Here is a 14,591-nt window from a genome sequence, read left to right on the forward strand (position 1 = left end):
AAAAGCCGGCGGAGCGTATTTCGTCCACTCACGTATCCTCCCAAAGGAGGCGAAGCAGTTTCAAGGAGTGCTCCACCGCATGTCCTGGATCCCCCCCTCTGAGATGGTTCCCCGAAGCAGCCTTCTCAGGGACGTCTGTTCATATCACCCTGAGGGCTCAACTTTTGGGTTACCGCGTGAGGGTGTTCAGAGCCTGGTCCATCTTGGCGCATTGGAAAAGATGATGGGTAGCTCCCAGCAACGGATACACAGGCCCATGTCCGATCCCCTCGATGCTCGCCATGGGATACGGCGACGCATCGACCGAGCATACGGCTACGCAAACTCTATTCTTGCCTTGATTGTATCGCTCGGGCGCGACCTTACCCGGACATCAATCCGCGAGGTCGATGTCAACTGATTGAATTGCGGCGAGAACGGTACCGTGGACAGGGAAATGCTCTCTGTGCGGGCAGGAGGGCCGGAGAATATGATCCGACCAAGGACGCTCCCTCTCCGTCTCAGCACGACCGTGCGATCACTCTTGAGTTCGGGAACCACGCTTGAATCCAGAAGATAGCTGATGCACGTGTCGACATGGTGGAAAGATCCCGTCAACCGATCAACGATCTCGATGGCTTCGCCGTCGTAGGAAACTCGCCGTCGATGGACGGCGCCATAACGTCTCACGTATCCGTCGTGTTCCCCTTCGACTTCCCAGGCCGTTCCTGAACGGGTCGAGCAGTTGATACGGCCCATGGCCTTCCTCTTCCAGTTGAACGCACCTGCCATTTCACTCTGACTATCCAGTCCGACTTGAAGAGTGCTGTGAGATCCTGTTGCCCTGAACACATCCCTGAAAGGACCGATAGAGTAATACAAATATGTGCCGCAATCTGCGAGGACCGGATCACCATCGACAGAAAGCCAAAGCGCCAATGCATCGGCATGACCGTGCGCGGCAATGGTTCCGAACCCTAATGGACCATGGTCGAAGACAAGATGAATATGGCGCCGTGAAGAGCTTTCCTGGTACGTTGTGTACCCCCCGTCTACGAATGTCGCCAAGCCTGTTTCCGGAAGGCGGCATGCATTGCTGCTCCCGAAGATGAGGTCGCGGAGATGCGCATCGTGTGGTGGCGGGACCTCCTTGCTTTCGGAAAGTCCCAAGACTGCGGCGATGATAGATGAAACATACCTTGGTTCACGCCCAAGTGGCCCTGAAACGACGCGGGTTTCATCATTATCGCCAATATTCGGAGAGATCCCTTTCTCGTTCAGAAAGCGGCGCAGTGCCGTTGCCGGCTTTACCAGCAAGGCTGGGTTCAGTTGCATGGCCTCAGGCGCATCTTTTAGTACGAGAGCCGCGAATGCGAGCATTTCAAGCGTGAACGCTGTGTACGACGGAGATTGCTCGACCCCAATTCCATCGACGAAAAACTGTGTCTGCACCGCATCCTGAAGGATCGTGACCGCTGCGCGATAGCGTTGCGACGATTCCGGCAGGTCGGGTGTAAGTTGAGCGGCTAGGAGGAGGCCCAGACCTTCCGCGACGCGATGATTGTTCGCAGAGGAGAAAAGGGACGGATTGCGCTGAAGCCAGAACCCATGTGCCGCGACGAACGTGCGGATCTGACGCCTTTGATCAGGCGTCAAGTACTCGCCGATGCAGGCAACGATAATGGCAATCGAGACCATACGCAGGCCCAACTCAATCCCGGATGACCAGTTGACCCCACGGAATGGTGGATTTGCCTGCATCCATGAGGTGATGACCTTCATGATCCAGGCAACGTCGCTCCGGTCACCTCGAATGCGGGCGAGCATCGCGACCGGATGAAGCATTTGGAGCCGGTTCAACTCCCATACAAACTTGACGTCGCTATGCTCTGAAGCGCTTCGATAATTGATATCGAAGCAGAACGTTTCCTTCCCTGGCCATTGCTTCTTGGTGACTGGATCCTGCAGCCATAGATCGGGACTGAGAGTTGTCAGCGCGTCTGAAGGCCACTCCACCCCCAGCAAGGTCACACCCCGTGCTCGAACATTCTCGACCTCACGAGTCAGGAGGTCGAGATGATCCGCGCTGATCGGTGACGCAAGTGCCCCCATCAGGTTCCGGTTTGCTACGAGATCGCCGTCGGGTGCGTCGAATCTACGCCATCCGAAGCGCTTGAATCTCCATCCAAAGCGTCGTCCCTGCTCCGAGACCCGATGAAGCACTTCAGGAGGGGACATCGAACTGGCACGCTGCCAATACCAATAGTAGATGCCGGCTCGCAGTTTCAGACTCTTGTAGATCTTGTTCATTGCAGGACGCCGGAAAGTTCTCTCTCGATGCTCTATTGGATCAACAGTCCCGCACGGCGGATAGCGATTGATACGCGTGCAGGAGTTTAGGTGCTTCGTGCGGCCAAGAAAGCTCCTGGCTCACACGTCGCCTCCCCTCTGCGGCCATCGTGGCTCTCCGGCCGGGATCATCGAGAAGCTCCAGTATTTTGTCGCCAAAGTCTTTATGATCGGTGTTGCGCGCGTAAAGCGAGGCATTCTGAGCAGACACCCGCCCTTCAGTAAGATCATACTGCACAATCGGGCGGCCGAGTGCCATGTACTCCATGATCTTGTTCATCGTCGACTTATCGTTCATCTGGTTCGGACGATCGGGATTTACACAGACCTCGGCCGTGGACAACACCGTAAAGAGCGTCTTGTCGTCGACTCTTCCGGGAAACTCCAACCATTCAGTAAGACCCATATCCACCGCCTGCTGGATTGTAGCGCTCAGTGAGGGACCGGATCCCATGATGACGAACTGCACATCCTTGCGGCCACGCGTATTTACGATGTAATCGACGGAAGCAAGAAGAAGGTCCATGCCTTCCTGCTCGCCGATCACGCCGATATATGCGACGAGATAAGGCTTCCCCTTTTTCCAACGGGAATCGGGCGGAAGCTCCTTGATTCGACTAAGATTAGGGCCCGACCGAACCGTGAAAACCCGTTCCGGTCTCATCATCCCTCTTTGTATCGCAACGCGCCGGAAGGAATCGTTGGTAGCAATCGAGATATCGGCGATCCCGAATGTCAGCCGCTCTAGCCAAACCAGCACGCGCCAGAGAAGCCCCCGGCGCCCAAACTTTGCTTCGAAAAGTTCGGGATTGAGATCATGGTGGTCGAAAACGAATTTCACACCGAACAGGAATTTCCAGAATGCCCCTACGAGAAAGATCAGATCCGGAGGATTGCAAGCATGAATAATGTCGAAGCCGCGTTCTCGATATATTTTGGCTGACATCGTAAACTGCCAGAACAACGCGTTGGCATACTCCCAAATGTACCCGAGCTTTCTTGAGGCCTCTGGAAGCGGGTGCCGGTAGATATGGATGCCTTCCAGAACCTCATGTTTAGCAGAGTAGTTATCGCGCTGAGGGCAGATTACGGATACCTCGTAGCCTGCCGCCTGGAGCGTCGTCGCCTCGGACCACACTCTTCGATCAAAGGGAACCGGCAGATTCTCCACGATAAACAGCACACGGTTAGCTGTCTTGGAGCGGCTCCTTTGAACGAGCACTCCACTTGTCGACGTCATTGCTGCGTCTCCTGCTGCTCCTTGCCAGGAATTGTGGGGTTGATGTGGTGGGAGGTTTTCAGCATCGAGCACGATGTTATCGCATGGCGTTTGTCGAAACCTCGCGAAGCTAAAGCGAAACTCTTTGGCGGGACAGACCTATTCTGCCGCTTTTAGACGCTTTACGCGGCAAGTTCGAGTTACCGCCGAAGCAACAGTCGAGAACCTGCTCACATTTCGGTGTAGACCTTTGGTCGAGGCAGGTCTGGTCATCACAATGGTTCGATCGATTTTTCCGGACCAGATCATATAGGTCGCCCATGGAAGATGAGAGTTCTGCGCACATCTACAGCATCAGATTGACCGGTTCCATGGATGCGCACGCGTCGTCGTGCACTCGCCCCTCCAAACGGAACAAGCAATTGTCTATGCAAATGCCGTATATTAATATGATGTCTCGCAGGGAGACAAAATCAAGAAAGCGTCGTATGCGTCTACTTTAGCAATACGACTCCTCCTATCCGAAATAGGTACTCATAAAGTATAGATAAAAGCGCCTGGCATAGTCCCTCCACGGAAAGCGAAGCAAGTCATGTGCGGAATATTTGGTTGGTGCACCCGTCCAGCTCTGGGACCTCACCACGGTTTCATAAACGACGTTCATGCTGCTCTTGAGCATCGAGGGCCTGACTCGCTGGGGCATTACTTCCATGAGAATAGCGACTGGCATATCGGCCTTGCCCATACTCGGCTTGCGATTATCGAGTGCTCGGAAGCGGGAAGTCAGCCTATGGCTCTTCAGCCGGGCCGGGTTCTCTCATTCAACGGCGAGATCTATAATTATATCGAGCTTAGAAATGAGCTTCCGCACATAAATTTTCGCGGAGGTTCCGATACGGAGGTCTTGTGGCACCTTCTGAATCAATTCGGAACAGATGCATTGTCCCGCTTGCGTGGAATGTTTTCGTTCGCCTTCTGGGACCAGGAAAAATCAGAGCTCTTACTGGCGAGAGATCATTTTGGGAAGAAGCCTCTGTTCTATAGCGAACTCCCGGACGGCGGAATTGTATTCGGGTCTGAGATTGCGGCATTGCTCCGATATCCGGGCATCCAGCGCGAGATAGATGCGGACTCCACCTCCGAGTACTTTCGCTACCGGTATGTCCCGGGTCCTAACACATTTTTCAAAGGCATTAAGAAGCTTCCGCCGGGCTCCTTTGCCCGATGGCGCAACGGGAAGCTCAGCATAACCAGGTTCTACACTCCCCCATTTCAAACGGCCAAAGACCGGGAGATTTCCATCGAGGAGGCGGATGAGAGATTTCGGAGCACCTTTGAAACAGCCGTGAAAATACGCCTCAGGTCTGACGCTCCCTACGGGGTGTTCCTCTCTGGCGGCATCGACTCTGCCGCCGTCCTTTCCGAGGTCTCCCGGGCCGTCACGCGCCCTGTAAGGACATTCACCGCCGTGTTTTCAGGCTCGAACCTATCGGAACTGTCTGCCGCCCGGGAAACGGCCCAGTTCTATGGATCCGAGCATAACGAGCACGTCATCGAATCGGGCGATATTTCGGATCATCTGGTTTCTGCGACGAGGTTCCGAGGAGCTCCGGTATCCGAACCCTCCGATATTCCGATTTACCTTCTGTCGCGGATGGCCTCTCGCACAGTAAAGATGGTTCTGACCGGGGAAGGAAGCGATGAGCTCTTGGGCGGCTATCCCAAGCATAGAGCCGAGCCTTATGTGAAGGCGTTGCAAGGGCTGCTGCCGGCAGCTCTGGATCCTTTTCTCGCTGCGCTTGTACAGATGACGCCATACAAGAACCGCGGGCGTATCTCCGTTCTCGCGCGAGCACTTTCGCACCGGGACCCCATGCAGCAGCTCCCGAGCTGGTTCGGCGCTCTCAGTAGCGATGAGTGTCGGATCATGATCAACGCGCCGGACCGTCGAAGCAGTTCCGACTTTCCGTTTTCGGCTCAAACATCTCGACTCAAGCGCCACTTGTTCTTCGATCAGACATCATGGTTGCCGGACAACCTCCTTGAAAGGGGCGACAGGATGATGATGGCCCATTCTATCGAGGGGCGAATGCCCTTCATGGATGTTGAGCTCGCCCGGTGCGTGGCCGATCTCCCTACCCATCATTTCATCAGCGCAGGTCAGGGGAAGCGGATCCTGAGGCGGGCTTTGGGACAGAGACTGCCCCCGGCAGTCCTCGATCGGCGGAAGATTGGATTCAAGGTCCCTGTCGATGAATGGTTTCGAGGCCCCCTCAAGAGCCTGGTCCATGACACGCTGTGTTCGCCGACAGCCGTAACGCGTCCCTTCTATAAACGAGGTCACGTGGCAAAGATCGTTGATGAGCATGAGAAGCGGCGGCGAAACCACGAGAAGCTTCTGTGGACGATGTTGACGCTCGAGATCTTCTGCCGGGAATATCAGATGGCTATCTAGCCGTCCGGTATTGAAAGAATCGTTGTCGATGCGATGGACGTTCTGAGCTGTCCTTGATTTGTCACCAGAATATGAAGACCGACCCGACCGAAAGGGAAGAAGATGGCAAGCCTTTTGTTCTCGACCGGGTTTGAAGGCCCGGTGTTCCTGGCCCCGATGCAGGTGAACAGCAACACCGAGGCCCTGCAGGGCCTGCAGAACACTGGCAATGTCTGGGGCCGGGCCCCGACCATCCAGATGCTCTCCGGCGCCGGCAACTACAACAGCGTGTTCTCCATCGCCATTACCACCACCACCGGCCATGACGGCAACCAGACCCGTGCCCTGCATCTCGACGTCAACTCGCGTCCAGCCGACTACACCCAATCGCCGCTGCTGTTCCAGCCCACCTCCGAGCCCGGCGACTTCTACATGAGCGCCTGGATGAAGCTGCCCGCCAATCTCTGGTCCAAGCTCGGCGCCGGCGGCTGGACGGCGCCCCTGCCCGAATGGAAGACCGCCGGCGACTTCCGCGTGGTCAACACCATCACGGCAATGGACAACGGTCAGCTCGCCTGGAACATGGTGTGGGACACCAACGCCAACGGCAACGTGCCGCTGCAGACCTTCTGGCGCGGCGTCAATACCAACGTTCCCGTGCCGCAGGGCGAGTGGTTCAAGGTCGAGTTCTTCTCGCACCGCGGCAAAACCGACGGCGAGACCTGGCTGAAGATCAACGGCGAGACCGTGCTCGACCACACCGGCGACAACATCGGCGTCAACAACGCTCCGATCAACCGCATCTTTCTGGGCAATCCTTACTCCAACAACCCCATCGATGTCTGGCTCGATGACGTCCAGATCTGGGACGGCGTCCCCTCCGGAAAAACGGGCACCCCAGCTCCGACACCACACTCGACCAACACGGCCGACACGCAGGTGCCAAAACCCGTGCGCTGATCTTCGTACGGAGCGATCACAGTCAAGTTTGCAGCTTCATGCTTCACTGGATCCAGGGAAGATCTCGGATCGGATCGGCGCGCGATAGTGCTGGGATTTGCCGAATATGTCAGCTACAGCATCGGACGCAAAAGTGGGAACCGGTTTTGCGTGAAAAGATGCTCAAGGCCATAGACTTATAGCGTCGGACGTGAGTTCGATTTCACGTCCGATGCTGTTGAGCATCGGACGCGGGAAGTGGATCTGCACTTTTAGGTCCGATGCCCCCTTCTTGGAAAGACCGCATCGTTCTTGCTGAAAACCGGGGCCTCTTCTTTCGCACGATGCGCTGACGCATATCACTTCATACGCTCCCGATGCGCGATGAGTGTTGTGAGCGTCACTCCGAGAAAGGCCCCCAACGCCTTCAACAGGCCATCGGAAAGACGGCCATGGCGACCCGGGACATAATTTTGAGCGATCTCAAGGAAAGCGGTCAGCCCAATAAGGGAAATCAGGATCGCGTAACGGTGCTTCGGGTAGGCGTAGCAAAATGCCGCCCCAATGAGCGCGAACGCCCCAAGGCGCTCCAGACTAACGGGCGCCTGTGTCACGGGTCGCATCCCGATCGGAGAGAGAGTAACGACTCCAACAGCGCCAAGAAGCAGCCAAGCCGCTGCACGAGAGACATTCTGAGGCGGCATCTTGATCCGCTTGGCCAGTTTCCAGGTATTCATACGTGTTTTGCACCACAATGGTAATGAATGACGATGCTACAGAATGCTACGCGGTTCGATGTGCCGAAGTCTCTCCCTTTATGCTGTTTCTATAGAATCGATCCGGGCGGTTCACTGATGACCCCCATATGGGGTCGCTTACTATAGAAAGCCGCCCCTTCTCCCCGAATTCGATACCTTGCTACCACTATCGGCTAGGCCTGCTCACGAAGCCGATATCGTAGAATTTGGTCCAAGAGGTGGACAATCAAATTGCGATCTTCACATTGTGAACCGAAGCATCCCCTCATTGAGGCCCATCATCGTATCGCCGGGACGGGAAGCACTCCCCATCCCGCGCGGACAGTACCTGCCCCCCTAAGCTTAGCTTTGTACCCTCGCCATCTTATCGAATAGCCAAGAGCAATAGCGTATCCGCGTCTGCCTTTGCTCATATCTTTCGATGTAGAGTGTACATACATCCAAATATCCGGGAGTCCTTGCTTGCTTCCGCTGTACCTTGAATGTTTCATTGGGAAGCTTCGCATGAATGACGATACCGTTCACTAGGATGGACTGCATTCGCGCATACCAGCATCCCCTAATAGACGGGATCCATCTATGACTTTGGCTGCAGACCCTAGGTCCGGGACCGCGATGCGGGTCTTCGAGAATGACGGCTTAGAGGTGATAGCCTGCATGCTCGATGAAAGACCCGAATTCGTCCGCGAGATGGGCACTTGCCTGACCGAGGACGAACGCCGGCGCGCAAATAACCTGACATGGGAACGAGATCGTCGCCGGTTCGTGGTTACCCGAGGGCGGTTGCGCCACTTCCTCGGTTCCAGATTGGGGATTCCGCCGTCAGATATCGAATTGGAGTATGGTCCCCATGGCAAGCCTCGCCTCTCGCGCCGCATGCCAGCGCAGGGATTGCACTTTGGAGTCTCCCGATCCGGCGATCTCGCCGTCATTGCCCTCTCGGATGCACGAGAGGTGGGAGTGGACATCGAAGAGGTACGTCCTGTCGCCGAAGCAGACGATATCGCAGCTCTCTGCTTTTCCGTGGCTGAGCAAGAATCCTATCATACTCTTCCTCCAGGGGAACGTCCGGATGGCTTCATGCGGCGTTGGACTCGCCTCGAAGCCATATCCAAAGCCCTGGGGTGCGGTCTGGGGGATCCGATCCCCCCCGGTGTCCGGGACTGGTCTCTCCACACTTTCATTCCGAAAGTGGGCTACATCGGGACCGTGGTCGTCCAGAGTTGAAGTGCCCGCGATGACATCCTTCGCCTATACATCGACGCCGATGAACGGAAGCTCAGGCTCTTCCATCCAGAAACATGCACGTTCATCCAAACCGCAGGTGTTTTCCATTCCCACCATAAATCGAGCGCGCCGGATGGCTCCAGCGCGACCATGGGGCGCCCGCACAAATCGGTCGTACCTGGATAAATGGCGCGCGAGAGTTTGCCGCGTCTCCGCTGTCAATCATGAAGGAGTGATGGGGACGCTCTCATGAACACGCACGTTCTGAAGATCCCGGACCTTCTCGCAGACTTCGCGAGCAAAGACATCACAGTCTGGGTGGACGGCGACCGCCTGCGTTGCAACGCGCCCGCGGGCGCGCTCACGCCGGAGTTTCGCGACCAGTTGCGGGACCGCAAAAGCGAGATCATCGCGTTCCTGAATATGGCCGCAGCGACGGTCCGGCAACAGCCCGCCATCGTGCCGCTCCAGCCCCACGGGACGCAGACACCCATCTATGCCGTGCCCGGGCACATCGGAGCCGTCATTTCGTTCTCCGATATCTCGAAGCATCTCGGTGATGATCAGCCATTCTTCGCGCTCGAACCGCCGGGCCTCGACGGGCGGACCGAGCCTATGGATCGCGTCGAGGACATCGCTGAGTACTTCGCCGACCAAATCCTCGCGTTCCAGCCGCAAGGCCCGTATGTCATTGCTGGCTATTGCTCCGGTGCCGCGACGGCCTACGAACTGGCACGGCTTCTTGATCAGCGCGGAGCGGACGTCCGATGCGCGGCCCTCTTCGGCCCTCTTCATCCCAGTACCTACCAGGCATTGCCCCGGCTGCTGTTCTTCTATGCCAGGCGCCAGGCTGGCGCGGTTGTCATGCACCTGCGACACCTGGCGAAGCTACCGTCGCTTGAAGCGCGCGTCCGATATATCACCGATCGCATTCGAAAGCGTCGCGAGGAAGCCAGATCGCTTCTGACCAAGGGTCCCAACCGCGAGGAGCCGGCAAAGGACGATGCGGTGCTCGAGCGTAGAGCTCGACTCAAGGATACGGCCATTACGGCCCTGCGGCGGTACATTCCCGCCCCATACCCTGGCCGTGTCTGCATATTCCTTCCAAACAAGGCCTGGGTTCGATCGGGCGCGGCGCCGCTCCGGTGGTTGCGGGCAGCACCTCATGCTGAGCTCTATTTCGGGCCCAAGGATTGCTACGGCCCCCATATGCTCCAGGAACCGGACGCGCCGGCCATTGCCGAGCTATATCGTTATTCTGCCCGAAAAGCCGCAGGAGGCATTTGAGTTGATCCCCACATTCCGAGACGGAGAGCGAGTCCTATGAATGAACTCCTGCCTTTGACCACAGAGAGCGTGCCTCTCGCTCACCTGCACGATCTCGATCATCAAGCATTGGTCGTCGAGTACAACGCCACAGCCGCGCCCTATCCGTCACATCAGACTGTTGTGGATCTCTTCCGCGCGCAAGCCACCCAGACCCCCAATGCCGAAGCAGTTCGGCTCGGGGTCGAAAGTCTGACATACCGGCAGCTGAATGAGCGTTCCAACCAGATGGCCGCCCGGTTGGTCTCGAACGGCGTAGAGCCTGGGCGGATCGTCGTCGTGTTCATGGAACACTCCATCGAGGTTCTCGTCGCGATTTTGGGCATCCTCAAAGCCGGCGCAGCCTACGTTCCGGTGGATGCAGCGACACCGAAGGGACGCCTTGCCACGATCCTGAAGGACATCGCCAATGGAATGGGAGGGCAGATCCCGATTGCGGTTACACAACCGAACCTGCAACCTGTCATTCCCCTTGGCCTTGCCAACCCGCTCGTGCTCGATGCGGATTTCCGGTCGATTTCGGGTGAGCCTGTGTCCGACCTGCCGTCTGCAGCCTCTCCGGACGGTCTCGCCTATATCATCTTCACCTCCGGATCGACGGGCACGCCCAAAGGCGTCATGATCGAGCATCGGAGTCTGGTGAATTACATCTGGTGGGCAGCCCGGATGTATAGCCCCGGCGAACGCCTCGCGTGGCCCTTGTTCTCATCCCTGGCCTTCGACCTGACCGTCACCACACTCTTTACCCCCCTCATCACCGGCGGTCGCATCGTGGTGTATCGCGGGGATCCCGGCGTGCAAAGCCTGGTCGTGTTCAAGGTCGTCGACGACAATGCCGTCGATATCGTGAAGCTGACGCCTGCGCATCTCGCGATGATCCGCGACCGCGATCTCAGCACCACGCGGCTGCGCAAGTTCATCGTCGGGGGCGAGGACTTCAAGACCGAATTGGCTCGCGATATCACGAAAGCCATTCCCCATCCGATCGAGATCTACAATGAATATGGCCCCACCGAAGCAACGGTAGGTTGCATGATCCATAGGTTCGATTTCGAACGGGATCAGTCGCCATCTGTACCGATCGGTGCTCCGGCGGCCAACGCCGGAATCTACGTCCTCGACGAGCGACATCGGCCAGTTCCCGCGGGGATTGTCGGCGAGATGTATATTTCCGGTGACGGTCTTGCGAAGGGCTATTTCAATCAACCTGCGATGACCGCTCAGCGGTTCCTGACGACGGCCGATCCCCGGGATCCGGTCTCGACGCTGCGCCTGTACAAGACAGGCGATCTTGCCCGTTGGAACTCGGAAAAGCGCTTGGACTTCCTCGGCCGTGCGGACCATCAAGTGCAGATTGGGGGTGCTCGCGTGGAGCTGGGCGAGATCGAGGCCCAACTCCTGAGGCATCCGCACATCCAGGAATGTGCGGTCACCCTCGCCACCACCACGGCGAAGAAACCACATACGCAACTGCGCTATTGCGAGCGATGCGGCCTCGCGTCCGACATGCCCGGCACAACCTACGACACGGCCGGTGTTTGCAATCTGTGTCGAGCCTTCGACACATATGTCGACAAGGCGCAAGGCTACTTCAAAACACCGGATGATCTTGAGGTTCTTATCAGGGAGATGCAGGAGAACCGGAAAGGTCCCTACGATTGCATCGTTCTTCTGAGCGGCGGTAAAGACAGCAGCTTCATGCTGAGCAAACTCTGCGCAATGGGAGTGAAGCCTCTCGTCTTCACGTTGGATAACGGATTCATCTCGGAAGAGGCCAAGACGAACATCAGAAGGCTAGTGAACACACTCGGCGTAGACCTCCATTGGGGGAGTACGCCGCATATGAATGAGATCTTCGTCGACAGCCTGAAGCGGTTCGCAAATGTCTGCAACGGGTGCTTCAAGACGATCTATACGCTTGCTACCAACCTCGCCCGCGAGAAGGGCATCAGGTATATCGTCACCGGCTTATCGCGAGGTCAATTCTTCGAGACGCGGCTGACCGAAGAAGTCTTCAAGCGCGATGACTACGCTCCAGAGCGCCTCGACGGGCTCGTCGTTGAGGCGCGCAAGGAATATCACCGCCGCGATGACGCAGTGTCGCGCTATCTCGACGTAGACATCTTCCGGAGTGACTCCGTCTTTGAAGAAGTGAAATTCATTGACTTCTATCGCTACTGGAGCGTTCCACTGGAGGATATGCTGGAATTCCTGAAGACGCAGGTTGGATGGAGCCGCCCCTCGGACACCGGACGCTCGACGAATTGCCTCATCAACGATCTGGGCATCTATGTTCACAAGAAGCAACGCGGATATCACAACTACTCCCTACCCTATAGCTGGGATGTGCGGCTGGGCCAGAAGACGCGCGATGAGGCCATTGACGAACTGAACGATGAGATAGACGTGCATCGTATCAAGGAGATCATGGCTGAAATCGGCTACGTCGAACCCGCCGCGACTGATGACGGCATCGCGCGTCTTGTCGCCTATTATGTCCCGTCGAAGAACGTGAGCGTGGCGGACCTGCGTGCTTATCTGACCGAACACTTACCCGAAGCTATGATGCCGACCCATTTCGTCAGCCTGGAGCGAATGCCGCTCACGACCAACGGCAAAATTGATCGCACGGCGCTTCCCGACCCGACTGCGGAGAACATTCAGACCGAGCAAGACTTCATGGCCCCGGAAACAGCGACAGAGAAGACGCTAGCCGCTCTGTGGTGTGACCTCCTTAAGGTCGATTCGATCGGTCGCAACGACAACTTCTTCAATCTGGGAGGGCACTCACTGCTGGTGATGCGAGCGGTATCTCGTCTACGGGAAACGTTCGGCGTCGATGTGCAGCTCCGCAATCTCTTCGAGCGCCCGACGGTGGCAGGACTGGCGGAGGTCATCGACGGTATGCTCTGGATGGCAGGGGCACGAGCTTCCTCGCCATCCCAGGGACCGAGAGAGGAAATCGAACTCTAAATATCGTACGGAACTGACGGGCCGCATGAGTGAAGAGTTGCCCTGGTTTCCAGCAAGAACGATGCGCTCTTCACGAGTGGAGAAAACGATGAGCGGAGCCGGGGGAGAAGCACGGGGTCTGAGGCTGCCCTGGGCGTCGGGGGAGTACGAGATCCTGCGACACCAGGTGCGGCGCTTCGCCGAACAGGAGATCAAACCTCATGCGGATCGCTGGGAAGAGGAAGGGTTCATACCCCGCCCTGTCCTGCGCCGCATGGGCGAACTTGGCTTCTTAGGCATTCGGTATCCAGAAGAATATGGTGGATCCGGGATGGATGCGATCGCATCCGCAATTTTTGCCGAGGAACTCGGGCGTTCGACGTATGGCGGCATCGGCATAGCGACGTTGGTGCATACCGACATGGCCTCCGTACACCTCTTCCATGATGGAACAAGGACGCAGCGGGAGCGCTGGATGCCCGGCATCGTTTCCGGTGAGGTGATCACGGCCGTTGCCATCACGGAACCGGATGCCGGCTCGGACGTGAAGGGTATCCGCACGCGAGCCCGCCGGGACGGAGGATCCTATGTTATCGACGGCGAGAAGGTCTATATAACGAACGGCGCCCATGCGGATCTCATCTTCGTCGCCGCCAAGACTGACCCATCGGCCGGGAGCAACGGAATCACGATGTTCATTGTCGAGAAGGACACGCCGGGGTTCCGGGTCGCCCGCGTGCTCGACAAGCACGGCTGGCGCTCGTCCGATACGGCGGAGCTCGTTTTCGACGGCTGTCGCATTCCCGCCGAAAATGTCCTCGGCGCAGAGGGGCAAGGCTTCTACTCAATTATGGGCAACTTCCAGAACGAGCGCCTCGTTCTCAGCGCCATGGCGATGGGGGCGGCTCAAGCCGCGATCGAACTGACGCTCGCCTGGCTGAAAACCCGCCGCATATACGGGGCAACCCTGTGGGATATGCAGGCCATCCGACAGCGTCTTGCGATGTTGTCCGCGAAGGTGGAGGCGAACCGCCAGTTCGTCTACGCCACGGCTTACCGCATGGCAGCGGACGAGGACTGCATGCGCGAGGTTTCGATGGTGAAAGCCGTTTGCGGGGAACTCGTCAATGAAGTCATGTATGCCTGCGTGCAGTTCCACGGTGGCATGGGCTTCATGCGCGAGAGCCCGATTGAACGCATGGCGCGCGATGCCCGCGTTCTGTCGATCGGCGGCGGCGCGACGGAGGTAATGCTGGACGTGGTCGCGTCGATGTCCTGACCTGCGTCGGATGGCGGTGACGGCGTCGACTTCCGTTCGTCCTCCGGGACGGGCATCGATTTCCGCGATCCCTAAACCCGCCCGATACGGTTAGAGGAATTTTTCGGTGAAATGGATCCGGTTCAACGT

The 14,591-nt window shown here is 57.4% G+C and carries 9 protein-coding genes; 6 read left to right on the forward strand and 3 right to left on the reverse strand.

The genetic code is table 11. The annotated features are described in order from the left end of the window. Nucleotides 1–315 precede the first annotated feature (315 nt). Nucleotides 316–2,289, reverse strand: a complete 1,974-nt coding sequence (locus AB8841_RS05570) for an alginate lyase family protein (RefSeq protein WP_370434839.1) — start codon at nt 2,287–2,289, stop codon at nt 316–318. A gap of 40 nt (nt 2,290–2,329) precedes the next feature. Continuing rightward, on the reverse strand, nt 2,330–3,568 hold the full coding sequence (locus AB8841_RS05575; RefSeq protein ID WP_370434840.1) for a glycosyltransferase family 4 protein: 1,239 nt from the start codon (nt 3,566–3,568) through the stop codon (nt 2,330–2,332). A 571-nt stretch (nt 3,569–4,139) separates the two neighbouring features. Here AB8841_RS05575 and asnB point away from each other — a divergent pair. Next, the gene (asnB, locus tag AB8841_RS05580; protein ID WP_370434841.1) at nt 4,140–6,002 is read left to right on the forward strand and encodes an asparagine synthase (glutamine-hydrolyzing); all 1,863 of its coding nucleotides are present in this window, start codon (nt 4,140–4,142) and stop codon (nt 6,000–6,002) included. Nucleotides 6,003–6,104: 102 nt separating this feature from the next. Beyond that, complete coding sequence (locus AB8841_RS05585; RefSeq protein ID WP_370434842.1) at nt 6,105–6,941, forward strand: hypothetical protein; 837 nt, start codon at nt 6,105–6,107, stop codon at nt 6,939–6,941. A 338-nt stretch (nt 6,942–7,279) separates the two neighbouring features. On the opposite strand, the gene AB8841_RS05590 is transcribed toward AB8841_RS05585, so the two are convergent. Beyond that, on the reverse strand, nt 7,280–7,534 hold the full coding sequence (locus AB8841_RS05590) for a VanZ family protein (RefSeq protein WP_370434843.1): 255 nt from the start codon (nt 7,532–7,534) through the stop codon (nt 7,280–7,282). A gap of 801 nt (nt 7,535–8,335) precedes the next feature. Here AB8841_RS05590 and AB8841_RS05595 point away from each other — a divergent pair. The 4 genes from AB8841_RS05595 (at nt 8,336) to AB8841_RS05610 (ending at nt 14,462) form a co-directional block, all read left to right on the forward strand. Beyond that, complete coding sequence (locus tag AB8841_RS05595; protein ID WP_370434844.1) at nt 8,336–8,905, forward strand: 4'-phosphopantetheinyl transferase superfamily protein; 570 nt, start codon at nt 8,336–8,338, stop codon at nt 8,903–8,905. A gap of 249 nt (nt 8,906–9,154) precedes the next feature. Further along, on the forward strand, nt 9,155–10,192 hold the full coding sequence (locus AB8841_RS05600) for a thioesterase domain-containing protein (protein ID WP_370434845.1): 1,038 nt from the start codon (nt 9,155–9,157) through the stop codon (nt 10,190–10,192). A gap of 36 nt (nt 10,193–10,228) precedes the next feature. Further along, nucleotides 10,229–13,204 carry an amino acid adenylation domain-containing protein gene (locus AB8841_RS05605; protein ID WP_370434846.1) on the forward strand — a complete coding sequence of 992 codons (2,976 nt, stop codon included), beginning with the start codon at nt 10,229–10,231 and terminating at the stop codon, nt 13,202–13,204. Nucleotides 13,205–13,292: 88 nt separating this feature from the next. After that, nucleotides 13,293–14,462 carry an acyl-CoA dehydrogenase family protein gene (locus AB8841_RS05610; protein ID WP_370434847.1) on the forward strand — a complete coding sequence of 390 codons (1,170 nt, stop codon included), beginning with the start codon at nt 13,293–13,295 and terminating at the stop codon, nt 14,460–14,462. Nucleotides 14,463–14,591 lie beyond the last annotated feature (129 nt).

This window comes from Microvirga sp. TS319 (assembly GCF_041276405.1).
Taxonomy (GTDB): Bacteria; Pseudomonadota; Alphaproteobacteria; order Rhizobiales; family Beijerinckiaceae; genus Microvirga.

What these genes read in the sequence shown, in the direction of transcription:
- AB8841_RS05595 (WP_370434844.1), top strand. Translation starts at nt 8,336, where the DNA reads ATGCTCGATGAAAGACCCGAATTCGTCCGCGAGATGGGCACTTGCCTG.
- AB8841_RS05600 (WP_370434845.1), top strand. Translation starts at nt 9,155, where the DNA reads ATGAACACGCACGTTCTGAAGATCCCGGACCTTCTCGCAGACTTCGCG.
- asnB (WP_370434841.1), top strand. Translation starts at nt 4,140, where the DNA reads ATGTGCGGAATATTTGGTTGGTGCACCCGTCCAGCTCTGGGACCTCAC.
- AB8841_RS05605 (WP_370434846.1), top strand. Translation starts at nt 10,229, where the DNA reads ATGAATGAACTCCTGCCTTTGACCACAGAGAGCGTGCCTCTCGCTCAC.
- AB8841_RS05570 (WP_370434839.1), bottom strand. Translation starts at nt 2,289, where the DNA reads ATGAACAAGATCTACAAGAGTCTGAAACTGCGAGCCGGCATCTACTAT.
- AB8841_RS05585 (WP_370434842.1), top strand. Translation starts at nt 6,105, where the DNA reads ATGGCAAGCCTTTTGTTCTCGACCGGGTTTGAAGGCCCGGTGTTCCTG.
- AB8841_RS05575 (WP_370434840.1), bottom strand. Translation starts at nt 3,568, where the DNA reads ATGACGTCGACAAGTGGAGTGCTCGTTCAAAGGAGCCGCTCCAAGACA.
- AB8841_RS05610 (WP_370434847.1), top strand. Translation starts at nt 13,293, where the DNA reads ATGAGCGGAGCCGGGGGAGAAGCACGGGGTCTGAGGCTGCCCTGGGCG.